General features: G+C 71.4%; 23 protein-coding genes. 12 read left to right on the plus strand and 11 right to left on the minus strand.

Translation table 11 applies throughout. The features are described from left to right. Nucleotides 1-52: 52 nt before the first annotated feature. From FGW37_RS00925 to FGW37_RS00940, 4 genes are all read right to left on the minus strand, one after another. Nucleotides 53-1327 (minus strand): MFS transporter, encoded by a 1275-nt coding sequence (locus FGW37_RS00925; RefSeq protein WP_179079275.1) that lies wholly within the window; start codon nucleotides 1325-1327, stop codon nucleotides 53-55. Beyond that, the gene (locus tag FGW37_RS00930; RefSeq protein WP_246430196.1) at nucleotides 1324-2703 is read right to left on the minus strand and encodes an MBL fold metallo-hydrolase; all 1380 of its coding nucleotides are present in this window, start codon (nucleotides 2701-2703) and stop codon (nucleotides 1324-1326) included. Before FGW37_RS00930 ends, FGW37_RS00925 begins: the two co-directional genes overlap by 4 nt. Before the next feature lie 241 nt (nucleotides 2704-2944). After that, nucleotides 2945-3637 (minus strand): transglycosylase SLT domain-containing protein, encoded by a 693-nt coding sequence (locus tag FGW37_RS00935; RefSeq protein WP_179079276.1) that lies wholly within the window; start codon nucleotides 3635-3637, stop codon nucleotides 2945-2947. A gap of 339 nt (nucleotides 3638-3976) precedes the next feature. Further along, complete coding sequence (locus tag FGW37_RS00940; protein WP_179079277.1) at nucleotides 3977-4633, minus strand: maleylpyruvate isomerase N-terminal domain-containing protein; 657 nt, start codon at nucleotides 4631-4633, stop codon at nucleotides 3977-3979. Between the two features lie 131 nt (nucleotides 4634-4764). Here FGW37_RS00940 and FGW37_RS00945 point away from each other — a divergent pair, with 131 nt between their 5' ends. After that, nucleotides 4765-5694, plus strand: a complete 930-nt coding sequence (locus FGW37_RS00945; protein ID WP_179079278.1) for a CAP domain-containing protein — start codon at nucleotides 4765-4767, stop codon at nucleotides 5692-5694. Nucleotides 5695-5739: 45 nt separating this feature from the next. On the opposite strand, the gene FGW37_RS00950 is transcribed toward FGW37_RS00945, so the two are convergent. Then, nucleotides 5740-6678, minus strand: a complete 939-nt coding sequence (locus FGW37_RS00950) for an oxidoreductase (protein WP_179079279.1) — start codon at nucleotides 6676-6678, stop codon at nucleotides 5740-5742. Between the two features lie 104 nt (nucleotides 6679-6782). Between FGW37_RS00950 and FGW37_RS00955 the strand changes: the two genes are divergently transcribed. Genes FGW37_RS00955 through FGW37_RS00965 form a run of 3 tightly spaced genes read left to right on the plus strand, consistent with a single transcriptional unit; the run spans nucleotide 6783 to nucleotide 10669 of the window. Further along, a complete protein-coding gene (locus FGW37_RS00955) occupies nucleotides 6783-7385 on the plus strand; it encodes an acyl-CoA-like ligand-binding transcription factor (protein WP_179084426.1) in 603 nt (200 codons plus the stop codon). Nucleotides 7386-7436: 51 nt separating this feature from the next. After that, nucleotides 7437-9083 carry a serine/threonine-protein kinase gene (locus FGW37_RS00960; protein WP_179079280.1) on the plus strand — a complete coding sequence of 549 codons (1647 nt, stop codon included), beginning with the start codon at nucleotides 7437-7439 and terminating at the stop codon, nucleotides 9081-9083. Continuing rightward, a complete protein-coding gene (locus FGW37_RS00965; protein ID WP_179079281.1) occupies nucleotides 9080-10669 on the plus strand; it encodes a serine/threonine-protein kinase in 1590 nt (529 codons plus the stop codon). The genes FGW37_RS00960 and FGW37_RS00965 overlap by 4 nt, the downstream gene beginning before the upstream one ends. 38 nt (nucleotides 10670-10707) lie before the next feature. Here the strand turns inward: FGW37_RS00965 and FGW37_RS00970 are convergent, their stop codons facing one another. Next, nucleotides 10708-12354: a flavin-containing monooxygenase gene (locus tag FGW37_RS00970; RefSeq protein WP_179079282.1), complete on the minus strand. Its 1647-nt coding sequence runs from the start codon at nucleotides 12352-12354 to the stop codon at nucleotides 10708-10710. A 382-nt stretch (nucleotides 12355-12736) separates the two neighbouring features. On the opposite strand from FGW37_RS00970, the gene rox reads away from it, so the two are divergent. After that, nucleotides 12737-14203, plus strand: coding sequence for a rifampin monooxygenase (rox, locus tag FGW37_RS00975; protein ID WP_179079283.1), 1467 nt, complete (start codon nucleotides 12737-12739; stop codon nucleotides 14201-14203). 87 nt (nucleotides 14204-14290) lie between these two features. Then, the gene (locus FGW37_RS00980; protein ID WP_246430197.1) at nucleotides 14291-14920 is read left to right on the plus strand and encodes a hypothetical protein; all 630 of its coding nucleotides are present in this window, start codon (nucleotides 14291-14293) and stop codon (nucleotides 14918-14920) included. A gap of 59 nt (nucleotides 14921-14979) precedes the next feature. Here the strand turns inward: FGW37_RS00980 and FGW37_RS00985 are convergent, their stop codons facing one another. Both FGW37_RS00985 and FGW37_RS00990 read right to left on the minus strand, forming a co-directional pair. Continuing rightward, the gene (locus FGW37_RS00985) at nucleotides 14980-15213 is read right to left on the minus strand and encodes a VOC family protein (RefSeq protein ID WP_246430198.1); all 234 of its coding nucleotides are present in this window, start codon (nucleotides 15211-15213) and stop codon (nucleotides 14980-14982) included. Beyond that, complete coding sequence (locus tag FGW37_RS00990) at nucleotides 15210-16103, minus strand: MBL fold metallo-hydrolase (RefSeq protein ID WP_179079284.1); 894 nt, start codon at nucleotides 16101-16103, stop codon at nucleotides 15210-15212. The genes FGW37_RS00985 and FGW37_RS00990 overlap by 4 nt, the downstream gene beginning before the upstream one ends. 201 nt (nucleotides 16104-16304) lie before the next feature. On the opposite strand from FGW37_RS00990, the gene FGW37_RS00995 reads away from it, so the two are divergent. The 6 genes from FGW37_RS00995 (at nucleotide 16305) to FGW37_RS01015 (ending at nucleotide 20792) form a co-directional block, all read left to right on the plus strand. Next, nucleotides 16305-17147: an alpha/beta fold hydrolase gene (locus tag FGW37_RS00995; protein ID WP_179079285.1), complete on the plus strand. Its 843-nt coding sequence runs from the start codon at nucleotides 16305-16307 to the stop codon at nucleotides 17145-17147. Between the two features lie 157 nt (nucleotides 17148-17304). After that, nucleotides 17305-18177 carry a universal stress protein gene (locus FGW37_RS01000; protein WP_179079286.1) on the plus strand — a complete coding sequence of 291 codons (873 nt, stop codon included), beginning with the start codon at nucleotides 17305-17307 and terminating at the stop codon, nucleotides 18175-18177. Nucleotides 18178-18263: 86 nt separating this feature from the next. Continuing rightward, the gene (locus FGW37_RS01005) at nucleotides 18264-18668 is read left to right on the plus strand and encodes a hypothetical protein (protein ID WP_179079287.1); all 405 of its coding nucleotides are present in this window, start codon (nucleotides 18264-18266) and stop codon (nucleotides 18666-18668) included. Between the two features lie 214 nt (nucleotides 18669-18882). Beyond that, nucleotides 18883-19656 carry a hypothetical protein gene (locus FGW37_RS01010; RefSeq protein WP_179079288.1) on the plus strand — a complete coding sequence of 258 codons (774 nt, stop codon included), beginning with the start codon at nucleotides 18883-18885 and terminating at the stop codon, nucleotides 19654-19656. A 255-nt stretch (nucleotides 19657-19911) separates the two neighbouring features. Beyond that, complete coding sequence (locus tag FGW37_RS33785; RefSeq protein WP_281394661.1) at nucleotides 19912-20040, plus strand: hypothetical protein; 129 nt, start codon at nucleotides 19912-19914, stop codon at nucleotides 20038-20040. 65 nt (nucleotides 20041-20105) lie between these two features. After that, nucleotides 20106-20792 carry a class I SAM-dependent methyltransferase gene (locus FGW37_RS01015; protein ID WP_179079289.1) on the plus strand — a complete coding sequence of 229 codons (687 nt, stop codon included), beginning with the start codon at nucleotides 20106-20108 and terminating at the stop codon, nucleotides 20790-20792. A 98-nt stretch (nucleotides 20793-20890) separates the two neighbouring features. On the opposite strand, the gene FGW37_RS01020 is transcribed toward FGW37_RS01015, so the two are convergent. Genes FGW37_RS01020 through FGW37_RS01030 form a run of 3 tightly spaced genes read right to left on the minus strand, consistent with a single transcriptional unit; the run spans nucleotide 20891 to nucleotide 24805 of the window. Further along, on the minus strand, nucleotides 20891-22957 hold the full coding sequence (locus FGW37_RS01020; protein WP_179079290.1) for an iron ABC transporter permease: 2067 nt from the start codon (nucleotides 22955-22957) through the stop codon (nucleotides 20891-20893). Between the two features lie 4 nt (nucleotides 22958-22961). Continuing rightward, nucleotides 22962-23948: an ABC transporter substrate-binding protein gene (locus FGW37_RS01025; RefSeq protein WP_179079291.1), complete on the minus strand. Its 987-nt coding sequence runs from the start codon at nucleotides 23946-23948 to the stop codon at nucleotides 22962-22964. After that, nucleotides 23945-24805, minus strand: a complete 861-nt coding sequence (locus tag FGW37_RS01030; protein ID WP_179079292.1) for an ABC transporter ATP-binding protein — start codon at nucleotides 24803-24805, stop codon at nucleotides 23945-23947. The genes FGW37_RS01025 and FGW37_RS01030 overlap by 4 nt, the downstream gene beginning before the upstream one ends. Nucleotides 24806-24891: the final 86 nt, after the last annotated feature.

Here is a 24891-nt window from a genome sequence, read left to right on the forward strand (position 1 = left end):
ACCTCCATGCTCCCGGACCGAGGCGCACGTTCGTTGAAGACCGGCCGGACCACTACGGCGTGCCGGGCCGCGGACGGGTCTCGTACATCCGTACCCCGACCATGACACCGGAAGCGGCGGTCAGGGCGGCGACGGCCCAGATCGCCGTGGTCATGCCGTAGGCGTCCGCCAGGGCTCCGGCGAGGAGGGCGCCGACGGCGAAGCCGCCGTCGCGCCAGAGCCGGTAGACGCCCACCGCGCGGGCTCGCCAGGCGGGGTGGGCGACGTCTCCGATCACGGCGAGCAGGGTCGGGTACACCATCGCGGTCCCGGCGCCGAGCAGGACTTGGGCGAGCGCCCAGACGGGGAAGGTGGTTCCGGCGGCGACCAGGGCGATGGCGGCGGCCTGCAGGAGCATGCCGGCAGTGATCAGGTGTTTGCGGCCGATGCGATCGGACCACCAGCCCGTGAGGATCTGGCCGAGGCCCCACACGGCGGGGTAGAGGGCGGCGAGGAGGCCGATCCGGGCGATGCTCAGGCCGTGCGCCGCGTACAGGAGGGGGAAGATGCCCCAGGCGAGGGCGTCGTTGAGGTTGTTGACCATGCCGGCCCAGCTGGCGGAGGACAAGGCCTTGTCGGTGAGGCTGGTGATGCGGGCGATCCGGCCGGTGGTCGACTCATCGTGGTGGCCCGGTTTCGCCGGGGCGGGGTGGAGGGCCGCCTCGGCCCGGGCGTGGTCGCGGGTCTCGCGCACGGCGAGGGCCGACAGGCCGAGGCCGAGCGCGGCGTAGGCGATGCCGAGGAAGAACGGCTCGGGCCGTAGTCCCCAGTGGGCGGCGATCGCGCCGGTGGCCATCGCGGTGGCGGCGAGGGCCACGTAGCCGGCGGCTTCGTTGCAGCCCATCGCCAGGCCGCGGCGGGCCGGGCCGACGAGGTCGATCTTCATGATGACGGTGGTCGACCAGGTCAGGCCCTGGTTGACGCCGAGCAGCACGTTGGCGAACACGACCAGGCCCCACGACGGAGCCCAGATCAGCAGCAGCGGCACCGGGAGCGCGACCAGCCAGCCCGCGACGAGGACGGGTTTGCGGCCGTACCGGTCGGAGAGGGTGCCGGCGAAGAAGTTGGTGACCGCCTTGGTCGCGCCGAAGGCCACGATGTAGGTGAGCGCGGCCGTGTAGGCGGACTGGTGAAACGTCCGGTCGGCGAGGAGGGGCAGGACGGTGCGTTCCTGGCCGAGCATGCCGCCGACGAGGGCGTTGACCGTGACGAGCAGGGAGAACTGGGCGAGGTTGGCGCGAAGCCCGAGCCGGATCCCGTCAGTGGTGGCGGGGGCCGGGGTGGTCACCGGCCGCCCTCCAGAGGCCGGCCGGTCGCCTTCACCCAGTCCTGGGCGCCGCCGACCAGCACCGCAAGGTCCCGGCCGCCCCGGCGGGCGAGGAGGCTGGCGGCGGTCATCGCACGCTCGCCGTGCCCGCACATCACCACCGCACCGTCGCGTACCCCCTGGCCGTCGGCGGTCAGGTCACCGAGCTCGGTGTGCGCGGCGCCGGGGAGGTGCCCGGCGGCGAACTCCGCGTCCTGACGTACGTCCAGGACCGGACGGTCTCCGATCTGATCGGCCGTCACGATCCCGGTGGTCTCGACCGGGCCGCCGTCGGCGCGCCAGGCGTCCATGCCGCCGTCCAGTTCCCCGGCGAGCCGGTCGTAGCCGATCTTCGCTGCCTGCCAGGCGAGTTCGGCCGGGTCCTGCCCGGGTGCGAGGACGAAGGCGAGCGGCACGTCCGGGGGCAGCAGCCAGCCGGTCCAGGTCGCGAACGCCGGCCGCAGCGGATTCGAGACGGCACCGGGGATGTGCCCGGCGGCGAACTCGGCGACCGGGCGGGCGTCGACCACGTACGCGCCGTCGGCGAGCAGGGCCCGGACCCGGGCCGGGGTGAGCGGCTTCAGGCCGGGGGCGCTGGTCAGGAGGGCGGGGCCGCGGCGGTTGAGTTCGGCGAGGCGGGCGAAGTAGGCCGGGTAGGAGCCGAGCGATCCGAGCAGCCGGGCGACGAACGCGTCCTCGTCCGGCGCGTCCAGGAGGTCGTTCGCCCGCTTCTGGGCGCCGATGGTGGTGGTCCGCTCGGATCCGGGCGGGGCCGAGCAGAACGACCCCGCGCCGTGGGTGGGCCACACCTCGGTCGCGTCGGGCAGCTCGGCCAGGCGGCGCAGCGAGCGGTACTGGGCGCGGGCCAGCTCCTCGGCCCGGTCCGCGCCCTGGAGGTCGGTGCGGGCGGCCGAGCCGACGATCAGCGACCCGCCGGTGAACACGCCGAGTTCGCGGGAGCCGTCGAGGAGCAGGAAGGACACGTGCTCGTCCGTGTGGCCAGGTGTGGCGAGCGCCCGCAGGGTCAGCCCTCCCAGGTCCACCTCGTCGCCGTCGCGGAGTGCCGTGTGGGGGAAGGCGCGGTGGCCGGCGGCCGAGGCCAGCACGGTGGCGCCGTCGTCGGCCGCGAGCTGGAGCGCGCCGGTGAGGAAGTCGGCGTGCAGGTGGGTGTCGGCGGCGAACGCCACCGTGAGGCCGCGCCGGTCGGTGGCCTCGCGCAGGGCCCGGAGGTCCCGCGAGGCGTCAACGGCCAGGGCGCGGCCGTCGCCCAGATCGACCAGGTAGGCGCTGTTGCCCAGCCCGGCGTCGACCAGAGGCATCAGGTGCTCGTCGGCGAAGCCCATGGCGTCCTCCAGCATCGTGGCGGTGCGGTGGCATCCCGATCCCGGCTGTTCATACAATATTCCATGGGTTTATGGAGCAGCGTCGAGGTCGTCGCCTACTGCCGGGGCACCAACTGCGTTCTCGCCCACGACGCCGTCCGCCTGCAAGCGCATCTCCGGCGCCGAACTGACACCGCTCCGACGCGAAAGGGCGCAGCCCCTTGCGGGTACTGCGCCCTTCGTGCGCGATGCGCACTGCATGCTGTCCGTGGCCGGATCAGTAAGCAGAGTTGACGTTGTCCATGGAGCCGTACTTGTCGGCGGCGTAGTTGCAGGACGCGGTGATGTTGGCGACCGGGTCGTAGATGTCCCAGGACGTGCCCTCGACGTGGTAGGCCTTGAAGGTCGGGTCGATGATCTGCAGCAGGCCCTTCGAGGGGACGCCGTTGACGGCGTTGACGTCCCAGTCGTTGATCGCACGCGGGTTACCGGTCGACTCGCGCATGATGTTGCGCTTGATGCCCTCGTAGGAGGCCGGGATGCCCTTGGCCTGCAGGACGTCCAGGGACTCCTTGATCCAGCCGTCCAGGTTGTCCGCGTAGGCCTTCTTGGCAGGGGCGGCGGGCTTGGCGGCCGGAGCGGGCTTGAGGGCCTCGCGCTCGGTGGAACGGTTAGCGCGCTCGGCGCCGGCCTTCGCCTCGGCAGCGGTCTCCGTGGCGGCCTTGGCGTCGGCACCGGCCTTGACGGCGGCGGCGTCGGCGGCCTCGGCCAGCTCGCCGTCCTGCGTCACACCGAACTCCTGGGCACTCTGCGCCACGGGCTTCACAGCGACGCTGGGGACGTCGGCGGCGGAAGCCTGCGGCACCAGCGCGAACGTCAGAGCGGCGGCACCCGCGACGGTGACGAGACCGGCAGCGGAGAACTTGTGGGCCTTGGGCAGAGCGGTATAGCCGGAGATGGTGGAACGCATAGCTGGGCTGAACCTCTTCCAATCGGGGACGTCGCACCGGGCCTCTGCGGCACGGGAAAGGCGCCGCGTCTCGAACGACGGCGCCCTGCGACTCAGCCATTGTTAGCGGCACGAAACCCGCCTGACAAAGGGTGTGACCTACGACGTAACGCCGTAAAACACCCACACAAAGTGGCCGAAATGCCCCACTTTGCACCTCTAGCGCTACGACCCGGCATCGTATGTGATCGGGCCCACGTGGGTGCCCTCACGCTCCGGGCCCTCGTCGGCGACTCACGGCGACCAGCTGATTACAGCGCGGGGGGCCGGGAGGACGACACTCAGGCCGCCGCCGACCGGTCAGCCGAGGACGAACGGAAGCTTCGCGGCCAGCTCCCCCAGGTCCGGCTTCTCCGCTTCGGTCGGGGCGCGCCGTCCGGTGCCGATCAGCAGTGCGTCCTTGTCGGAGAGCGACGGGGGAAACACCGCACCGGCGATCTTCTCCAGCAGCTCGCGCGCCCCCGCGAGTCCCTCGGCGGGCGGGTCCGCCGCGTCCGGGAGGTGCGCGATCAGGTCGAGGTGGTGCAGCGTCCATTCCAGGACGTAGACGGAAAGGTAGTCACCCACGGTGAGGACCTCGTCGCGGGTGCCGACCCGGAGGGCGGGGTCCGCGAGCCCGGCAGCGCGACCGGCGGCGGAACCGAGGTCGTCGAGGTGGAACTTCAGCAGCCACGGCTCTTCGTAGGCGGCGGCCAGGCGGACGGTCAGCGCGTCGAGCGGGTCCTCACCGGTCGGCGGTCGGTCCTCGACGTTCCAGTAGGTCACCGCGTCCCGGGTCGGTTCCGCTTCGGCGGGGGTGACGAGGGTGATCAGGACGTCCTGAGCGTCGATGATCAGGTGGCACACCAGGTCCCGCACCAGCCAGCCGGTGCAGCCTGACGGCCGCGCGAAGTCCTCGTCCGGGAGTTCGGCGACCGCTGTGCGCAACGCTGTCCAGGAGCGTGAGAAGAGATCCACGGCCGCAAGCTAGCAGCGCGCGGTCCCTGTCGGGACGAACACGTTCGGAAATTTTTGTTATCGGGTACCGGTCGCGCCGTCTCCTGAGTGTTGGACCAGCACTCAGTGACACCGCACCGGAAGTGATCCGCATGAATCGTGAACTCGAGACCCCGATGTCCGACCCGGCGTCCGACGGCACCCCGGGCCCGCGTCGGCGCCGGGCCCGTGGCAAGCGCCCCCGGCGGGCACTGGTCATAGGTGGGACGGTGGGTCTGATAGCCGTCGTGGGCGGCGGGTACGGCGTGGCCCAGTCGCTGTCTGGCGGCGGGGAGACCCGTACGGGAGCCGCTGCGCCGTCCGCGCCGGCCACGGACCGGTCCACCGAGCCGTTGAAGGAACACCCCTCCGTGGCGGCGGCCGCTTCGTCGGCTCCCAGTGCCAGCAGCGCGTCCCCGAGCGCCGGCGCGAGCGCGTCGGCGGCCGCGGGCAAGGACCGGGACCAGGAGAAGAAGGACCGGGCCGGGGTCAGGACCGAAGCGGGGACGGAGGCCGGGGACAAGCCGGGCACCCGGTCACCCGCCAAGGCCGAGGAGGCCCCCTCGACGGGCCATGGGAGCGGCAACGGCTCCAGCAGTGCCCGCAAGCCCCCGGCCGGCGGTGGCGGTGGTGGCGGCGCCCAGGCCGGCGGTGCGAACGCCAAGCACGTGCAGCAGGTCGTCTCCATGGTCAACGCGGAGCGTGCGAAGGCCGGCTGCTCCCCGCTCACCATCAACGCGAAGCTGCAGGCGGCGGCCCAGGGCCACTCCGACGACATGGCCGCCCGCGACTACTACGACCACACCAGCCCGGAGGGCAAGAGCCCCGGCGACCGGATGACGGCCGCCGGGTACCGCTGGAGCACGTACGGCGAGAACATCTTCAAGAGCCCCAAGGACGCCCGTACGGCGATGGACGGCTGGATGAAGAGCCCCGGCCACCGCGCCAACATCCTGAACTGCTCCTTCAAGGAAATCGGCGTGGGCATCAACTTCAAGTCGAACGGCCCGTGGTGGACGCAGAACTTCGGCGCGTCCTCCTGACCCGTTCGTGACTGCGCAGGCCGGCGGCAGGATGCCGTCGGCCCGTCAGGCGCGGGCCGGAAGCGCGAACCGTACGTCGGTCAGCCGTTCCGACAGCTCCCACAGACGCCGGCCCGTTTCACTGTCGGCTGCGGCGGAGGCGAGCTCCACCCTCGCCGGGCCGCCGCGCAGTTCGGCCATTCCGTCCGGCCCGATGAACTGGCCGCTCTCCGCATTCGGGTCGGTCGCGGCGTACAGCTGTGGCAGGGCGCCGCGGGCCGGGGGCTGGGCGAGCAGTGGGTTGCCGATGGTGCCGAATACGAGCCGCCACAGGCCGATCGGTGCGCTCGTCTGCAGGTTGGTGGCGGTGTAGCCGGGGTGGGCGAGCAAGCTGCGGACCGGGCTGCCGGCTCGGCTCAGCCGCAGGTGGAGTTCTTGCCCGAAGACGGCGTTGGCGAACTTCGACTGGTTGTAGAAGCCCATGGCCGAGTAGCTGCGCTCGCCGGTGAGGTCGTCGAAGCGTAGGTGTGCCTTTCGGTGGTTGACCGAGCTCACCGTGACCACGCGCGGGTCGCGGCCGGCGGTCAGCAGATCGAGCAGCAAGCCGGTCAGGGCGAAGTGACCGAGGTGGTTGCAGGCGAACTGCAGCTCGTGGCCCTGGGCGCTCAGCGTCCGAGGTGGTGCCATGACGCCGGCGTTGTTGATGAGCACGTCCAGCCGGGAACGGTCGGCGTGCAGCTTCTCGGCGAACGCCCGGACGGAGTCGAGGTCGGCCAGGTCGAGGTGGCGCACTTCAAGGCCGGCACCCGGCTGTTCGGCGATGATGCCGGCGGCCGCCCGGCGGCCCTTCTCCTCGTCGCGTACCGCGAGGATCACGTGCCCACCCTTGCGGACGAGCGCCCGGGTGGTCGCCAGGCCGAGGCCGCTGTTGGCGCCGGTGACCACGAATACTCGTCCGGCCTGGTCCGGGATCTGTTCGGCAGTCCATCGCCTCTGATTCGTCATGCGACACAGATTGCTGCGCATGGCACTTGGTGTCAAGGTGTCACTGAGTGACATGCAAGGCATGGCGTTACCATCGTCCGGTGAGTTCCCGCCCCGAAGTGAGCATGGCCGAGCGCAAGCGCCGGCTCGTCTCGAACGAGCTGACCGAAGCAGCGCTGCAACTAATGGCGTTGAAGGGGTTCGACGCGGCCACCATCGACGAGATCGCAACGACCGCCGGCGTCTCCAAGCGCACGTTCTTCCGCTACTTCGCGTCCAAGGAGGACGTGGTCGTCCAGTTCCTGGCCGGCATGGGCGCCGACATACGCGCGGAGCTCGCGGCCCGCTCCGCCGATGAGCGGCCCTCCGCGGCACTCCAGTGCGCCGTCGCAGTCCCCATCGCCGCCTGCGCGGACCACTCCGACCACTCCGACAGGGCCCTGCGCGTCGTTCAGCTGATCCTGCGCACCCCCGCCCTGCACGCACGTTTCCTGGAACGCCAGGCGCAGTGGCGCGACGACCTCACGGCGGAACTGGCGCACCGCCTGGGACTCGACCCCGGCACGGACCTGTACCCGCGGCTGGCCGCCGGAATGGCGCTCAACGCCTTCGACGCCGTACTGCACCGGTGGAGCGAGAGCGACGGAAGCGAGGACCCCGGCGAACTCCTCGACCGCGCCTTCGCCGTCATCGCCCCGGCGCTCGACACCGTCCGGCCCACCGGCTGAGCCCGCCTCGTCTTATGATCCCTACGCATTCAGGGGGAGGACGGATTCGGCATGCGGATGCTGGGCGTGGACGGACCGACGCACGTGGGGCCGTTCAGGACGGTCGGGGTGCTCGGGCAGGGCGGCATGGGGCAGGTGCTGCTCGGGGTGGCACCGGACGGGCGGTTCGTGGCCGTCAAGCGGGTGCATGCCGATCTGGCGGAGGATCCCGGGTTCCGTTCACGGTTCCGGCGGGAGGTGGACGCGTCGCGACGGGTCTCCGGGGCCTACACCGCGCCGGTCGTCGACGCCGACCCGGACGCGCCGACGCCGTGGCTCGCCTCGCTCTTCCTGCCGGGGCCTTCGCTGAGCGAGGCGCTGGAGGTGGGAGGCGTGCTGCCCGAGGAGGCGGTACGGCTGCTCGCCGCCGGACTCGCCCAGGCCCTCGCCGACATCCACCGGGCACAGCTCGTGCACCGGGACCTCAAACCGTCGAACGTGCTCCTGACCGAGGACGGCGTACGCGTCGTCGACTTCGGCATCGCCCGCGCGGCCGACCACCAGACGAAGCTCACCCACACGGGCGCGCTGATCGGCTCGCCCGCGTACATGTCGCCCGAGCAGGTCCGGGGCGAGCAGCCGGGCCCGGCCGGTGACGTATTCTCCCTCGGCCTCACGCTTGTCATGGCCAGTACGGGCCGCACTCCGTTCGCCGGCAACTCGCCGCTCGCACTCATGCACGCCGTCGCCCACGACGTCCCCGACCTGGACTCCGTACCGCCGCGGCTGCGCCGCATCGTCGAGCCGTGCCTGGCCAAGGACCCGGCTGCGCGGCCGACTCCGGCGCAGCTCCTCGAACTGACCGGCCCGCTCGCCCCCTCCGCGCGCCCCTGGCCGGAGGCGGTGTACCAGCAGATCGCCGAGCGCCGGGCCTGGGCAGCCCGGCTTGCGGCCACGGCAGGCTCTGCAGCCCCACCCGCAACTGCCAACTCCATACCCCTGCCCGTGTCCCTGCCCGTACCCGCGACGCCCCCCTCAGCCCCCTCGGCCACCGCGGCGCCGGCAGCGGACCCCGCCCCGCGCCGCCGCCCCCGGTGGCTGACCGCCGCGATCGTGGTGGGCGTGACGCTCGCGACGGTGGCGGCCACGGTCCTGGCGGTCGGCCCGGACAACGTGTACTACACGTTCGTTCCCGAGCCCGTTCCGACCCCCGGCTCCACCCCGCTCGCCCAAGTGCCGGACAAGTACACCAAGACGGTCCCCACCTGCGTGCAGGTCCGCGGCAGCATGAAGGCCCCCACCGGTTTCGGCGAAGCCACGGGCAACTTTCCCGACAGGGTGTGGCAGCAGTCCGATGCCGACGGACACACGCATCCGTCGACCAGCTGCGTCTGGAACACCCGCTCCGGCGACAAGATCGACATCAACTGGGACCTCCATCTCTCGCGCGCGGGCGGCCCCACCGGTGCCGAGCAGTCGAAGAAGCGCTACGAGGGCATGTACATCCGGTCCAAGACCGCGCGCGACTCCGGACTCGGTTTCGTGGAGGAGGGCATGTGGCTGAAGAACTCCACCGAGAGCAGCTGCGTGCTGTACGTCCGGGACGGCAACCTGTACCTGTTCATCGCGGTCAAGGGCGTCCACTACCCGAAGGGGGCCTGCGAGGACCTCACGAAGGACATGGCCCGGCAGGCCGTGGCGGCGGTGACGGCCCTGTGAGCGTCTCCGGGAACGCGCCGCACCCGCTGCCGGAGAAGGCCGGGCCGTACCTCCTCCTCACCGAACTCGGCAGAGGCGGCATGGGGCGCGTCCTGCTCGGCGTCGCGCCGGACGGCCGGACGGCGGCGGTGAAGCTCGTCCACGCACGGCACGCGGCCGACGACGGCTTCCGCTCCCGTTTCCGGCGGGAGGTGGAGGCCTCGCGGAAGGTGTCCGGTGCGTACACGGCGGCCGTCCTCGACGCCGACGCGGACGCCGAGCTGCCCTGGCTCGCGTCGGTGTTCGTGGCCGGCCCCTCGCTGGGTGCGGCCGTGGAACGCGCGGGGGCGCTGCCCGCGGAAGCCCTGCACCGCCTGGCGGTGGGCCTGGCGACGGCCCTGGACGAGATCCACCGGGCCGGTCTCGTCCACCGCGATCTCAAGCCCGAGAACGTCCTGCTCGCCGAGGACGGCGCCCGGGTCATCGACTTCGGCATCGCCCGGGCGGCGGAGGCCGGGGACGTCACCGAGCTCACCGGTACGGGGTGGGTGGTCGGCTCACCGCCGTTCATGTCGCCCGAGCAGGCGGAGGGTCGTGAGCTGACCGGGGCGAGCGACGTGTTCTCCCTCGGGTCGGTCCTCGTCCTGGCGGCGACGGGCCGCAGCCCGTTCGCGGGCACTTCCGCCCTCCAGACGCTCTACAACCTCGTCCACACCGAACCCGACCTGAGCGGTATCCCCCCGGCCCTCTGCGGGATCGTGGTCCGCTGCCTGGCCAAGAACCCGGCCGGCCGGCCCACGCCGGCCGAGCTGCTCGCCCTCCTCGGCCCGGTGACGCGGGCGGCCCGGCCGTGGCCGCCCGCCGTGCACCGGATGGTCGACGAGCAGCGGGCCCGGGTCGAGGGGCTGCTCGACGGGGACCCCGAGCGCACGGCGCTCCTGTCGCGGGACGGCGCCGACTCCACCGCCGTCCCGCGGACGGCCGTACCCACCACGTACGGCACCCCCGCCCCTCCCCCACGCCGCCGCCCCCGCCACCGGCCCGTGGCGTGGGTGGCGGCGGGGGCCGTGCTTGCGGCGGGGCTCGGCGTGGGCGGGTACCTGCTGCAGCGCGACGACGGCGACGGCGGTCCGCCGGACAAGTACGTGACGATGCCGGTGTGCTCGGAGGCCGTGCCCAAGCTTCCCCTGCGGGAGGAGCGGAGGAAGGACAAGGACTCCTACCGGGAGAGAGCGGAGGAGGCGAGCACCCAGTGCTCCTGGTTCGACAAGGACCAGCCCCAGCCGGACGGCTGGAACTACTCCCCCAGCGCGAGCGTCTCGTGGGACCTGTACCGCTCCGACCGCGGTGAGAACGGCACCGGAAAGGCGCGGGACCGATTCGCCGGCGGTGCGAAGGGCGAGCGCCGCGCGGACGGCCTCGGCTTGGGCGACGCGGCGTACTGGTCGGCCCCCGAGCGCGACCAGCAGACCTGCCGGCTCAGCGTCCGCGACGGCAACCTCGTGGTGGACGTCTTCCTCGACGCCACCAAGCACCCTGCGTGCGAGGCGGAGGCTCAGGACATCATGAAGGCTGCGCTGGCGGCCATGCCGCCGCGGGCGAACTGATCAGGAGCAGCGGCGCCGGGGGCCGGGGATCGGGCCCCTCAGTCAGCGGCGCCTGACAGGACGAAGCCGCGGTAGCCGTCCCGGGCGGCGGCGTCGCACTCCGCCCGGTAGCGGTCCGCGCCGCCCGTATAGGCCAGGAACACCCGGGGCTTGCCCGGCACGTTGGCGCCCGTGTACCAGGAGGCGACGTCCGGGTAGAGGGTCCGGGAGGCGAGGTCGGCGACGTGGGCGCACCACTCCTCCTCGGCGCTCGCGGTGGCGTCGATCTCGGTGATGCCGTTCTTCTGCAGGTGGGCGATGCAGTCGCTGATCCACTCCACGTGCTGTTCGATGGACACCACCGCGTTGCTGAGCACCGAGGGGCTGAGGGGCCCGATGACGGTGAAGAGGTTCGGGAACCCGGCCGAGAGCAGGCCCAGGTGGTTGCGGGGGCCTGCGGCCCACTTCTCCCTGAGGGTGGTGCCGCCCTTGCCGACGATGTCCACGGCGACCTGGGATCCGGTCATGGCGTCGAAGCCGGTGGCGAAGACGATGACGTCGACGGCGTGTTCCCCGTCCGAAGTCTTGACGCCTCGCGGTGTGATCTCCACGATCGGCGTCTCGGTGAGGTCCACGACGTTCACGTGCGGCTTGTTGTAGGTGGCGTAGTAGCCGGTGTCCAGGCAGGGGCGCTTGGTGCCGAAGGGGAAGGTGCGCGGCGAGAGCGTCTCGGCCGTGGCCGGGTCGGTGACGATCGAGCGGATCTTGGAGCGGACGAACTCGGCGACGGTCTCGTTGGCGTCCCGGTCGGCGAGGATGTCGGTGTACGTGCGCAGGAGGCCGCTGAGCAGGCCCGAGTCCCAGGCTTCCTCATAGGTGGCCGTGCGCTCCGCTTCGTCCACCTCCAGGGCCGAGCGGGTCGGCAGCTCGAAAACGGTGCCTCCGCGGGACCGCCGCTGGGCGGCGCGGAATTCCGGGTAGCGGGCCTTGAGTTCGGCGGTCTCCGCTGCGGACAGCGGCCGGTTCAGGGCGGGCAGCGCGTAGACCGGCGTGCGCTGGAAGACCGTGAGTCCGGCGGCCTGTTCGGCGAGGAGCGGGATGGCCTGGACGCCGGAGCAACCGGTGCCGATCACGGCGACCCGTCTGCCGGTGAGGTCGACGCCCTCGTGCGGCCATTCGGCGGTGTGCAGGGCTCGGCCGGTGAAGGTGCCGGCTCCGGGTATGTCCGGTTCCTTGACGGCCGACATGCAGCCGGTGGCCAGCACGACGAACCGGGTGGTGACCGTCTCCCCCGTGTCGGTGGTGACCTGCCAGATGTGACCGCTCTCGTCGTACACCGCCCGGGTCACACGAGTCTGCAGGGTGACGTCCTTGCGCAGGTCGAAACGGTCGGCGACGTGATGGAGGTAGCGCAGGAGCTCCGGCTGCGTCGCGTACCGCTCGCTCCACTCCCACTCCTGGTCCAGTTCGGGAGAGAAGGAGAAGGAGTACGACGTGCTCTCGACGTCGCACCGGGCGCCGGGGTAGCGGTTCCGGAACCACGTTCCGCCGATGTCTTCGCACGCTTCGAAGACGCGGGTGCGCAGGCCCAGTTCGCGCAGCCGGTACAGCTGGTAGAGGCCGGAGAAGCCCGCCCCGACGACGACGGCGTCCAGTTGCGGGGCGACGGGGGCGGACGGGGAGGGGGGCCGGGGGGTGGTGTGCATGCCGTTCTCCTGACAGGTCTCTCGCTACCGGGGTCGTACGGGCTGAGGCGCGCCGCCGGTGCCGCTGACCGGCTCCTTTACGCGCTTCCCGTGGCAGCACATCCTGGTTCACTCACCGGCCTTACGGGAAGACCTGAGGCCGGGCCCGCCGGGCGCCGACCTGTGGCACCCCGCGCCGGGGAAGTTGCCCGCCCGCAGCGGGCCAATAGGCAAGGGGGAACACCCGCTCCTTGCCACTCTTAACTTATAGCGCACCAGGGGACTTGCGGCAAGGCCCCGTTCGTACTGCACAATCATCAACCTCGGCCGGGGCCTGCGGAAATAACCGATCCACGCCGGAATTCGGCTTTGTTCAATTCAACTTTGTTTTGATGGGGGATTCATGATTGACGTCATCGTGGTCGGCGGAGGACCGACCGGTTTGATGCTGGCCGCCGAGTTGCGGCTGCACGATGTGCACGTGGTCGTACTGGAGAAGCTGACCGAGCCGACCGGGCAGTCCCGCGGGCAGGGCCTGCACGCGCGCAGCGTCGAGGTGATGGACCAGCGCGGCCTGCTGGACCGGTTCCTGGCGGTCAGTGAGAAGTTCCAGGTCGGCGGGCTCTTCGGCGGCATCGCCAAGCCGTGGCCGGACCGGTTGGACACGGCGCACCCGTACGGCGTCGCCACCCCGCAGCCGGTCACCGAACGGCTGCTCAACGAGCGTGCCCTCGAACTCGGTACCGAGATCCGGCGCGGCTGCGAAGTGGTGGGCCTGAGCCAGGACGAGGACGGGGTGACCGTCGAGCTGGCGAGTGGGGGTGCCCCCGGCGATGGGGGCGCAGCCGCCGGGGGACGCACGCACCTGCGCTCGCGCTACCTCGTCGGGTGCGACGGCGGCCGCAGTACGGTGCGCAAGCTGCTCGGCGTCGATTTCCCCGGTGAGCCCGCCAAGGTCGAGACGATGCTGGGCGACATGGGGATGACCGAGGATCCGGAGACGGTGGCCGCCATCGTCAAGGAAGTCAACAAGACCCAGCTGCGGTTCGGAGTCCAGCCCCTCGGGAACGGGAGGTACCGCGTCGTCGTGCCCGCCGACGGCGTGGCCGAGGACCGGGCGACCCCGCCGACCCTCGAGGAGTTCAAGCAGCAGCTGAGGGCCTTCGCGGGCACCGACTTCGGCGTGCACTCGCCGGGCTGGCTCTCCCGCTTCGGCGATGCCACCCGGCAGGCCGAGCGCTACCGGGTCGGCCGGGCGCTGCTGGCCGGCGACGCGGCGCACATCCACCCGCCGACCGGCGGGCAGGGGCTCAACCTCGGCGTGCAGGACGCGTTCAACCTCGGCTGGAAGCTGGCCGCCGCGGTCAAGGGCTGGGCGCCGGAGGGACTGCTGGACACCTACCACGCCGAACGGCACCCGGTGGGCAGCCGCGTGCTGGAGAACACCCGCGCGCAGATCACGCTGCTGGGCACCGATCCGGGTCCGACCGCGCTGCGGGAGCTGTTCTCGAAACTGATGGACTTCGAGGAGGTGAACCGGTACGTGACCGAGATGATCACGGCGGTCGGGGTCCGCTACGACTTCGGCGAGGGCCACGAACTGCTCGGCCGGCGGATGCGGGACGTGGAGCTGAAGCAGGGACGCCTCTACGAGCTGATGCACGGCGGCCGCGGACTGCTGCTCGACCAGACCGGCCGGCTCTCGGTGGAGGGCTGGGCGGACCGGGTCGACCACGTCGTCGACGTCAGCGAGGAACTGGACGTGCCCGCGGTGCTGCTGCGGCCGGACGGCCACGTGGCGTGGGCCGGTGACGATCAGCAGGATCTGCTCGTCCATCTGCCGCGGTGGTTCGGTGCTGCCACCGGCTGAACGCGCGGTCGGGGCACCGTAGGGCGCAGCCCACTGCCCTGACCCCCGGTAGACAACCCTCGCGGGTCAGCTGCCTATGCTGCGTCGGTGGCTGAAGTGGACATGAAGAAATCGCAGGGCGGGACGGTGGACAGGGGTTGGTACCTCCTGTTCACCCTCGTCGTGGTGGGGCTCGGCTGGGTCATCGCCGCAGTCAACACCGGGATCTCGTACGTCGCGCTGGGTACGGATCTGATCCCGATCATCACCGGGCTCCTCGGGTGCGGCGTCTTCGCGATCGTCCTGCGGGTCCTCCACTGCGCCTGGTGGCTCGCCTTCCTCTCCTTCCTGCCGGCGGTGTTCGTACTCGTGGGCTCGGTCCAGTACGCGCCCGAGGCCACACTCGACGAGCGGGGCGTCCGCGAGACCGTCCGCATCTCCGCCGACCGCGGATCGAACCACCGCTTCACTCTCACCGGCCGGTCGGGCGAGCTCAAAGAGACCCTGAACCACGACGGAGACCACCCGAAGTGGAAGGTGGGCGACCGGGTCGAGGTCATCAGCGACCCGAAAGGCGTCGTCCCGCTGGAAGCAGCCTCCGACGTGGACCCGGGCGGGCAGTTCACCGCTCTTGTCACAGGCGTCGCCGGGTGGACGGGCATCGCCCTGCTCGCCGGCCGGCGCGGATTCGTACGGCGCCGCGCAGGCCGGCGCCCCGTGTTCGAGGACTCCGACTGAGCCGGCTCCAGCGCCTGTCCTACGTGCTTGAGGCCCGGCCCGCTTGAGGCCCGGCCCTTTCAGCCCTTCGCTCGCTCCGCCGCACTGCGTTCGACGCAGAACTCATTGCCCTCGGGGTCGTGGAGCGTCACCCAGCCCGAGCCGTCGGCCTTGCGGTGGTCGCCCTGCATCACGGCGCCGAGGGACAGCAGGCGCTCGACCTCTTCGTCCCGGGTGCGGTCCTGGGGCTGAAGGTCCAGGTGCACACGGTTCTTCACCGTCTTGCGGCGGGCGACCGCCGGCGGTCGTTTCACCAGCGCACGGCGGCGAAGTCGATGGGGCGGGGCCGGAGTTCACCGACGCGGGAGGCCAGGTCCCGAAGCCGTCGGGCCATGGCATCGGCCGGGAGTCGGCGGCGGTCGCCATGACCCGGCAGCACCCATTCGAAGCGCAGCCGTCCGGCCGTGCGGGCCAGTGACGCGGCCTGCTCCTCGATGGAGTACCAGGTGACGCTGTGGGCCACTTCCAGATCCGCCGTGGTGCGCGACCAGTAGAAGCTGTCGCCGCTGAAGCAGTACCGGTCGTCGGCGAGGTACAGCACGCTGCCGCGCGTGTGCCCGGGCACCGGGTGCGCGCTCACTCCTTCGGCGATGTCGGCCGGCTCGGTGCCGCGCAGGATCCGGTCGGCGTCCGGGGCCGCCTCCAGGTCGCCCTCGTGGATCCACAGCCGGGCGCCGAAGCGGTCGGCGTAGCGGCGGCCGTGCGCGGCGTGGTCCCGGTGGGTGAGGAGGACGTCGGTGACGGGGCCGAGTTGCGCGCAGCGCGCGGCGAGCGCGGGACCCCAGCGCGGGGTGTCCACCATCATCAAGGTGCCGTCGGGTCGCCGCAGGAGGTAGGAGTTGGCCCCCGCGGTGTGCGGGGAGTTGTGGCCGCAGAAGTACACGGCGCCGGTGTCGTCCAGGGCCATCGGGTAGGGGTCCGATGACGCGTCGAGGCGGTGTGAGGGCGGGCGGATCGACCGGGTGGGGCAGGCGTGTGCCGCGGCGCCGAGCCGTGCGGTCTCGGCGGGGTTCCGCGGCTGCCGGAGGAGGACCGACCGGCCGTCGGCCTCGCCGACCAGGTCCGGCGCGAGCTGCCGTGCGACGTCGCAGTTCGTACAGCGCTCGTCGATGTACCAGCCGCTTTCCGAGGGCTTCTTGTGCATCGGATGCCTCCCCGTTTCCCGTGCGACCGCTCCGGCGGTCGCCCTCCTTCATGAGTACTCCAGGCGTCACGGGAAGGGGAAGACGGGCCGGATCTTGTTCTTGCGGAGCACCTCTGATCTGAAGAGCCCGGTTAGTGGCTTTTCCGGGGTATTGCCCGGCGCCCCGGCGACGGTGCACTCTGAAGGCCTATGAAGACAGGCATGATGACCGCGCCCGGGGCCGAGATCTACTACGAAGTACGCGGATCGGGCCCACCTCTTCTCCTCATCAACGGCGGTGACGGTGACGCGGCCATGTTCGGCCCGCTGGCCGGCACACTGGCGGCGGACCACACCGTCATCACCTACGACCCCCGCGGCAACTCCCGTAGCCGCTTCACCTGCTCCCCCGCCCCGCAGCGGATCGAGGAGCACGCCCGCGACGCCCACTTGCTGCTGGACGCGTTGGCCGCCGGTGAACCGGCCTACGTCTTCGGCACCAGCTACGGCGGCATGGCCGGCATGGACCTCCTGGTCCGGCACCCCGGCCGGGTGCGGGCGCTGGTCGCGCACGAGCCGTTCGTGATCGACCTGCTTCCCGATGCGGACGAGTGGCATGCGTTCTTCCAGGAGGTGTACGAGCTCTACGAGCAGGCCGGCACCGACGTCGCGATGCAGAGGTTCAGTGCCGCCATCGGCGTGGAGGGACCGCCGCCGGCGTCGGCCTCGGGCCTTCCGGCGCCGGTCCGGGAGATGCTGGCGCGCATCCACGGCAACATGGAGACGTGCCTGGCGTACGAGCTGCGCTCGTTCACCCGCTTCCGGCCCGACGTCGACGCGCTGCGCACGGCACCGTTCGCCTTGGTGACCGGTGGTGACGGCCCCGAGACGCTCATGCACCGCGCCACGCGGACCCTGGCGGAGCACACCGGCAGCGACGTCGCCGGCTTCCCGGGCGGGCACGTGGGCTTCCTGACACACCCGGCGGACTTCGCCGCGGCACTGCGCACGGCGCTGGGCGCAGCAGCGGCCGCGGACACGGACACGGCGGCACCAGGGCACTGAACCGCGCGGCGGAGCCGCCGTACTCCGGGTTCCAACCTCACGCGGCGTGAGGGAGGCACGGATCGCCGGGCGGCCTGTGACGCGATCACCGATGAAGCAGGATCATGGAGGAGAAGGAAAGGAACGGAACCCCTTTCGGCGCGAGGCGGTGGGTGAGATGGAGTTTCCTCTGGTCGTCGGTGTCGACGGCTCCGACGGCAGCCTTGTGGCGCTCGACTGGGCAGTGGAGGAAGCGGCTCGCTTCGGGCTTTCCTTGCGCGTCGTCCACGCCTCGCTGTGGGAGCGCTACGAGGGACCCGTGCCGTCGTTCGGCGGTGATGAACGGCCCGCGGACGAGCTCGTGGCGGAGCGCGTCATCGCCGTGGCCCTGCAGCGCGCCGGACAGCTGCACCCGGACGTGAAGGTGGATGCCGTGACGGTGCCGAGCGACGCGGTGGATGCGCTCGTGGACGAGTCACGGAGGGCGGCCGCGCTGGTCACGGGTTCGTCGGGGCGGGGAGTGCTCAGAGGGATGCTGCTGGGGTCGGTGAGTCTCGCCGTGGCGGGCCGCGCACACTGCCCGGTCACGGTCGTACGCGGAGAGCAGCGCAACATACGCGGCACGGCTCACAAGGTCGTCGTCGGCGTCGAGGAAGGGGAGGAGGCGGCCGCCGCCGTGCGTTTCGCCCTGCGCGAGGCCGAAGGCCGGGGATGCGAGGTCGAGGCCGTACGGGCCTGGCGCGCGCCGCAGCAGCCCACGGACCCGCTCATGGTCCTGGACGACTCCGTACGCGTCTACGCGGAACAGGCCACGGACGTCCTGGAGGAGGTGCTGGGCGCAGCACAGAGTGAGTACCCCCGGGTCACGATCCGGCGCACGGTCGTCGAGGGACCCGCCCACAAGGCGCTGCTCCAGCCGTCTGCCGACGCCGACCTGCTGGTGCTGGGGGCCTCGCGGCGGCCGGACCACCGGGGACTGCACCTCGGCCGGGTCAGCCACACGGCGCTGCACCACGCGGCCTGCCCTGTCGCTGTCGTCCCGCACGGGTGAGAGGCGGGCGCCGGCCACGTGTACACTACACGCGCCGGGCGCGTGGTACTGGTGTCCGGGGAGCGGTCTCGCGTTCAGTGTCCGCTGTGACGGCGGTCAAGGAGATTACGTTGCACCCTCCGCACATCTCGATAGGCACATGGTGGATCATCGCGTCTATCGTGACAGTGCTGCTCCTGGCCGTCTGCATGCCCCTCGCACCCACGCGGGATTCCAAAGTCAAAGTAGCCTGCATCCCTCTCCTCGGAGTGGTGTTCCTGGGCGGGGCCGCCAAGCTGAGGGCGCATGACCTCGAAACAGTGCTGTCCGTGTATTCCACGGCGACGCTCGCGTTTCCCCTCGGCCTCGTCGGACGCGGCAAGGAAGTGAGGAAGGCCTTCGAGGACGAGAAGTTGTTCGGAAAGGCGAACCCGCAGCCCAAGCTGACCAACCAGCTCCTCATCGCGGTCTGCGGGATGCTGCTGGTCTGGGCGTGGCTGCGCTGTGGCTGACGCGCGAACCGCAGCGTCCTCGACCACCGGCGCCTCAACCCGGCCGGATCTCTCCCCTGTTACGAGCATTACAGTTCTTTGACTTCTTTTTGACCAGCAGTTGCCGGTAACGTCCCGTCCTGGTCGGCGATGCCGATCAAGGCCGACACGGTCGGCCCAGCACGTCATCTAATCGTCGGCTCCCAGGGGCCGTTGGATGTCACCGGAGGATGCAATGCCTTCTCGTATCGCCGCAGCCGTCGCCACGTGCGCGCTGAGCCTCGGGGCGCTCGCCTCGGGTGCAGGTGTCGCAGCAGCGGCTTCGTCGGCCCCCGCCGCCGGATCCGCCGACAAGGGGCCCTCGGTCCAGGCGGCGATCACCGCGCGCGCCGCGGCCGTGGACCGGTGCAGCTACCAGGTGGTCCGCTCCGACGACTCCCGCTACGTCTACTCCGTGAGCGGGGTCATAGGCGGCGCCGTCCGCGAACTGCCGCTTCAGAAGGAAGACTTCGTGAGGTTCGCCGGCGAGTGGCGCACGGTCGTCCAGGTCGACGCGTGCGCGGGCGGGCAGAGCCAGGCTCCCACTGCACTCCGCATCACGGGGAAGCTGGACAACCCTGACGGTTACGACCCGTCCGTGCCGCGAACGATCCGCAGCAACGACCTCAAGCCCGCCGCCTCCTCGGTGATCCCGAAGGCGCCGGCGGTGACGTCGATCGACCGCCTCGACGCGGCCACCGTCCGCGTCAACTGGAACCCCGCGCAGGGCAACCCCGACCAGGTCATGCTGATGGAGCGCAAGCCCTTCTACAGCAGCGAGATCGGCATATGGCACCCCTACACGTTCCAGCGGGACGCCCAGAGCGGCACCACCTCGATGAACCGCAAGCTGGAGCGCAGCTCCGACATCCCCGCTTCGGTCCGGGCGCACGCCTACTGGATGCGCGTGGCCAAGGACGGCTTCGTCAGCGACCTGCGCGCCGAAAAGCCGACCGAGGTCCAGCCGTAACCACCTGCTGACACCTTTCGCGACACTGCGATCGCCCTCCCCCGCGCGGCTCGAGTGGACGGACGGGACCCGGAATCGCCGCCACGCCTTCGGAGAGGACCCCGAGCAGTACGACGCCGGCCGGCTGGACTACCCGGCGCAACTCGTTGAAGACGTCCTGGACTTCGCTGCCGGTTCCGGCGCGGCACCCGCGCTGGAGGTGGGCGCCGGAACCGGAAAGGCGTCGGCCTGCTCGCCTCGTACAGCGGCTTCCGGGTGATCGCGGAGAAGGTCCGGGAACCGCTGCTCGCGGAGGCGGCGCGGATCGTGGGCGAGGGCGGTACGAAGGTCCGGGTGCTCACGAGCCTGTTCCTGGCGCGTGCAAAGGGAGCGCCGGGGCCGTGAACCCGCGCCGCTCCCCCGGGTGACGTGGTCTTCCGCCGCCCTTTCCCTCGTGTTCCGATGGATTTATGACTCACACAGCGCGCGAGGGATATACGGGTAGCGGGCCGGGATCCATCACTCCGGACGGGTGCCCGGTCGAGCTGTACCTGCGGCTTCCGGTGGGCGACGAGCCCGGCATCGTCGAACGTGCCGCCCCGGCCGGGGCCGGCGTCCTGGAGCTGGGCTGCGGGCCGGGCCGCATCACGCGTCCTCTGCTCGGCAGAGGTTTCACGGTGACGGCCGTCGACGAATCACCCGAGATGCTCGCGCACATCCGCGGTGCTCGTACCGTCTGCAGTCCGATCGAGACCCTGGAGCTCGACGAGCGCTTCGACGTCGTGCTGCTGGCCTCGTTCCTCGTCCACGCGGCCGGCCCCGGGGTGCGCGAGGGACTGCTGCGGGCGTGCCGGCGGCATGTCGCGGACGACGGCTGCGTGCTGATCCAGCGGGAGGCCGCGGACCGGCACGAGAACCTGCCGAAGGAGCGGGAGATCGAAGGCGGGTTGATCCGCGTGGTGTCCTCCGATCCGGTCCGTCCCGGCGTACGGTCCGTCCACGTCGAGTGCGTCTTCCCGGACGCACGGTGGACCCAGACGTTCCTGTCCTGTCCCCTGACCGACGAGGAGTTCGAGCACGCCTTGGCGCAGGCAGGGCTCGTGGTCGACGGCTACCTCACCGAGGACCGCACCTGGGCCCGGGCCCTCCCGGCCTAGGTCAAGCCCCCTGCGTTCCGCCGGACAAGCAGGCGCCGGGGAACCCTCTTCGGGTTCCCCGGCGCCGTTCCAGTGGTGGTGGCCTACGCCTACGTGTCCTAGCGGCGGCCTCGCATGAGCAGGTGGAGGAAGTACGGCGTGCCGATCACCGCCGTCATCAGGCCGGCACCCAGCTGGGCCGGTGCGATGACGGTACGGCCCAGCAGGTCTGCGGTGCACACGAGCAGGGCGCCCAGGAGTACCGCGACCGGGACGACCCGGGCGTGCCGGCGGCCCACCAGGGCCCGGGCCGCGTGCGGTGCCACGAGGCCGACGAAGCCGATCGTGCCCGCGGCGGCCACGGCGGTGGCGCTGAGCAGGACGCTCAGCGCGAGGAAGCCCAGGCGGCCCCGTGCCAGGTCGAGCCCCAGGAGTCTGGGGGTGTCCTCGTCGAGCGAGACGAGGTCGAGTTCGGTGCGGCGCAGCACCGCGACGAGCACGCCCACGGTGAGCACGGCCGCGAGCGGCGCGATGTCCGGGAGGGTCCGCCCGTAGGTGGAGCCCGACAGCCAGGTGAGGGCCTTCGTCGCGTTGAACGGGTCGGTGAGGACGATGAGCATGCTGATCAGTGCGGAGGTCCCGGTGGCCATGCCGAAGCCGACGAGGACGAGCCGGTTCTGCCGGAACCCGCCTCGCGCGGCGAGTCCGAAGACGACGACGGCACCGATCGCGGAGCCCGCGAAGGCGGCGCCGGCGAGGCTCCACGAGCCGGCCGACGGCACCGTCGTCACGAGGAGCACGGCGCCGAGGGCGGCCGCGTTGGAGACGCCCAGGGTGCCGGGCTCCGCGAGCGGGTTGCGGGTCACGGCCTGGACGAGCGTCCCGGAGAGGGCGAGGGCCGCGCCTGCGAGGAGCGCCGCGAGGACCCGGGGCACGCGGGTGTCGAGGATGAAGCCGACGGTGCGGCCCGCTCTGCCCTGGGCCCAGTTCACCACGTCGCCGAGCAACAGCTTGCTGTCGCCCAGCAGCACGGCGGAGATGGCGACGCCGATGAGAACGGCCACCAGGACGGCCGTGGTGGTGAGGAAGACGGCCCTGCTCCTGAGGCGCAGCCGTTCGGACGCGGCGGCTCCCGCGGTGTCCCGGACCCGCGTGGCCATCACGATCAGGAACACGGCGCCGACCAGGCTGGTGGCGACGCCCGTCGGTACGGCGACCGCGACGTCCGCCGGCACGAAGGTGCGCAGGAGCACGTCCGAGCCGAGGACGAGCACGGCACCGGCCAGGCCCGTGAGCGGAAGCCTCGCGCGCGCCCGGGTGAACGCGCGGACCCTGCGGGCGAGGGGTCGCACGAGGGCGGGGGCGCACAGGCCGACGAAGCCGATGGGTCCGGCGAGCGTGACGGCCGCCGCGGAGAGCAGCGACGCGAGCACGACCACGGTGATCCGGGTGGCGCGGACGCGGACGCCGACGCCGCGTGCTGCGTCGTCGCCGAGGGCCAGAGCGTCGACCCGGCGGGCGATGAGGAGCAGCCCGAGGAGACCGGCGAGGGCGATCGGCGCCATCTGCAGCACCCCGTCGAACCCGCTCTGGGAGATGCTGCCCTGGTTCCACTGGTAGAGGCCCTGCGTCTGCTCGGGGAGCAGCAGGAGCAGTCCCTCGGTGACGGCGGTGAGGCCCAGGGTGAGGGAGCTGCCGGCGAGGACGAGCCGGACGCTGCCCGCACCCATGCTGGACAGGCTGAGCACGACGGCCGCCGCGGCGAGGCCTCCGGCGAACGCGACGGCGGAGGAGGCGAACAGCGGGAGCGAGATGCCGGTGGCCGCGGCCAGGCCGAGGGCCAGGTAGGAGCCGGCGTTGACGGCGAGGGTGTCGGGTGAGGCGAGGACGTTGCGGCTGACCGCTTGCAGGGCGGCGCCCGCCATGCCGAGCACGGCCCCGACGAGCAGTCCGGCGGTCATTCTGGGCAGCCGGGAGGAGACGACGACGGAGGCGTCGGCGGGGTCGGCTTGGCCGGTGAGCGCCTTCCACACTTCGGGCGCGCCGACGGCGGCGGTGCCTTGGGTGATGTCGACGAGTGCGAGGCCCGCGACGAGGAGGACCAGAGCGGCCGTCACCGCGGCCGCGCCCGTCCGGGAGGCGGCCGCCGACGGACGGGTGGCGGGAGGGGATGCGGTGACGGCCATGGTGCTACTTCTTCTTCAGCGCCTCGACGACGGCGTCGATGTACTTGTTCATCGACTGGGGGCCGCCGAACATCCAGATGCCGTCGGGCAGCCGGTGGACGTTGCCCTTCTCCACGAACGGCAGGGACGTCCATGCGGAGTCCTTGGCCAGGGCACCGGCGAACGGTGTGCTGTTCTTGTCGCCGTCGCTGCCGATGTAGGCGAACTGCACGTCGTCGCCGAGCTTGGTGAGGCCCTCGACGTCGGTGGAGCCGAGGCCGTAGCTCTCGTCGCCCTTGACCGTCCAGGCGTTCTTCAGGCCGAGCTTCTCGTTGACCGCGCCGATGAGGGAACCGCTGGTGAACGGCCGGATGGTGACCTGGTTGGAGACGATGTAGCCGTCGGCGAAGGCGTACTCCGCCCCGGCGCGACCGGCGTCGGCGAGGGCCTTCTTCCCCTCGTCGAGCTTCGTCTCGAACTGCTTCTTGAGCTCGTCGGCCTTCTTCGTGGTGCCGGTGGCCCGGGCTATGAGGTCGAGGTTCTTGGTCATCTGCCCGATCGGGTCGGAGGCGGCGGCGGCCCGCAGCTCCAGGACCGGGGCGACCTTGCGCAGCTGCTTCAGGGCGGGCGCGGGCAGGTCGCTGGTGGCGACGATGAGGTCCGGCTTCAGGGCGGCGATGGTGTCCGTGCTGGGCTCGCCGCGCGTGCCGATGTCCTTGGGGTCGTTCTTGAGCGGAGCAGCGGTGTCCCAGGTCTTGTAGCCCTTGACGTCGGCGACGCCGGCGGGGTCGACGCCCAGCGAGACCAGGCTCTCGACGACGTTCCACTCCGTGGCGACGACCTTCTTGGCCGGGCCCTCGAGCTCCACCTTCGCGCCGGTGGCGTCGGTGAGGGTGATGCGTTCGGCGGTGTCCTTCTTCGCGTCGTCGGCGGCGGGCTCGGTCGTTCCGCAGGCGGTCAGGGTGAGGGCTGCGACGGTGGCGGCCGCTGCGGTCAGGAGGAGGCGTCTCATGAGGTGGTGCTGAGCCTTTCGCTTCTTGTGTGGTGCCGGCCGATCGCGCGGGTGCGCAGCCGGCCGGTGAGGGGGTCGGTGTCGACCTCGATGCGGATGCCGTAGGTGTCGGTCAGGCGCTGAGGTGTCAGTACGTCTTCGGGGTCGCCGTCGGCGATGACGCGTCCTGCGCGGAGCAGCACGATCCGGTCGGCGACGGCCGCGGCCTGGTCGAGGTCGTGCAGGACGGCGCCGACAGCGATCCCGTGGTCGTCGGCCAGGTCGCGCATGAGGTCGAGGAGCTCGATCTGGTACCGCAGGTCGAGGTAGGTGGTCGGCTCGTCGAGGAGCAGCACGCCGGTCTCCTGGGCGAGGCAGCCGGCCAGCCAGACGCGCTGGAGCTGTCCTCCGGAGAGGTGTTCGGCGCCGCGCTCGGCGAGTTCCGCGACGCCTGTCATGGCGAGCGCGCGGTCCACGGCGTCCCGGCCGTCCGGGTCCGTTTTGCCCCAGCGGCCGCGGTAGGGGTAGCGGCCGAATTCGACGACGTCCCGTACGGTCAGCCCGCTGGGGGCGGGGCGCCCTTGGGTCAGCAGGGCCACGCGGCGCGAGAATTCGCGCGGGGACAGCGCGAGGCCGTCGGTGTCGGCGTCGATGACGAGCGTGGCGGTCCGGGGCCGCTGCAGCCGCGCGACGGTGCGCAGCAGCGTCGACTTCCCGCTGCCGTTCGGGCCCACCAGGACGGTCACCTCGCCGGGCCGCAGCGTCAACGACACGTCGTGCACGACGTCGGCGCCCTCGTAGGCCACGGTGACACCCGTGGCCGACAGTTCATGACCGCGGGGGCGTCCGGCCGCGGAGGTCTCTTTACCGACATTCACGCCGCGAAGGTTAGCCTAACCTTACGGCGTACCGATAGATGCCCCAGCAGGCCGGGCGCAAGAGGAAAATTCGCCAAATCCGGGGA

Source organism: Streptomyces rectiverticillatus, assembly GCF_013394065.1.
Classification (GTDB): Bacteria; Actinomycetota; Actinomycetes; order Streptomycetales; family Streptomycetaceae; genus Streptomyces; species Streptomyces rectiverticillatus.

What these genes read in the sequence shown, in the direction of transcription:
- FGW37_RS00930 (WP_246430196.1), bottom strand. Translation starts at nt 2,703, where the DNA reads ATGCTGGAGGACGCCATGGGCTTCGCCGACGAGCACCTGATGCCTCTG.
- FGW37_RS00935 (WP_179079276.1), bottom strand. Translation starts at nt 3,637, where the DNA reads ATGCGTTCCACCATCTCCGGCTATACCGCTCTGCCCAAGGCCCACAAG.
- FGW37_RS00945 (WP_179079278.1), top strand. Translation starts at nt 4,765, where the DNA reads ATGAATCGTGAACTCGAGACCCCGATGTCCGACCCGGCGTCCGACGGC.
- FGW37_RS00950 (WP_179079279.1), bottom strand. Translation starts at nt 6,678, where the DNA reads ATGACGAATCAGAGGCGATGGACTGCCGAACAGATCCCGGACCAGGCC.
- FGW37_RS00955 (WP_179084426.1), top strand. Translation starts at nt 6,783, where the DNA reads ATGGCCGAGCGCAAGCGCCGGCTCGTCTCGAACGAGCTGACCGAAGCA.
- FGW37_RS00960 (WP_179079280.1), top strand. Translation starts at nt 7,437, where the DNA reads ATGCGGATGCTGGGCGTGGACGGACCGACGCACGTGGGGCCGTTCAGG.
- FGW37_RS00970 (WP_179079282.1), bottom strand. Translation starts at nt 12,354, where the DNA reads ATGCACACCACCCCCCGGCCCCCCTCCCCGTCCGCCCCCGTCGCCCCG.
- rox (WP_179079283.1), top strand. Translation starts at nt 12,737, where the DNA reads ATGATTGACGTCATCGTGGTCGGCGGAGGACCGACCGGTTTGATGCTG.
- FGW37_RS00990 (WP_179079284.1), bottom strand. Translation starts at nt 16,103, where the DNA reads ATGCACAAGAAGCCCTCGGAAAGCGGCTGGTACATCGACGAGCGCTGT.
- FGW37_RS00995 (WP_179079285.1), top strand. Translation starts at nt 16,305, where the DNA reads ATGATGACCGCGCCCGGGGCCGAGATCTACTACGAAGTACGCGGATCG.
- FGW37_RS01000 (WP_179079286.1), top strand. Translation starts at nt 17,305, where the DNA reads ATGGAGTTTCCTCTGGTCGTCGGTGTCGACGGCTCCGACGGCAGCCTT.
- FGW37_RS01010 (WP_179079288.1), top strand. Translation starts at nt 18,883, where the DNA reads ATGCCTTCTCGTATCGCCGCAGCCGTCGCCACGTGCGCGCTGAGCCTC.
- FGW37_RS01015 (WP_179079289.1), top strand. Translation starts at nt 20,106, where the DNA reads ATGACTCACACAGCGCGCGAGGGATATACGGGTAGCGGGCCGGGATCC.
- FGW37_RS01020 (WP_179079290.1), bottom strand. Translation starts at nt 22,957, where the DNA reads ATGGCCGTCACCGCATCCCCTCCCGCCACCCGTCCGTCGGCGGCCGCC.
- FGW37_RS01025 (WP_179079291.1), bottom strand. Translation starts at nt 23,948, where the DNA reads ATGAGACGCCTCCTCCTGACCGCAGCGGCCGCCACCGTCGCAGCCCTC.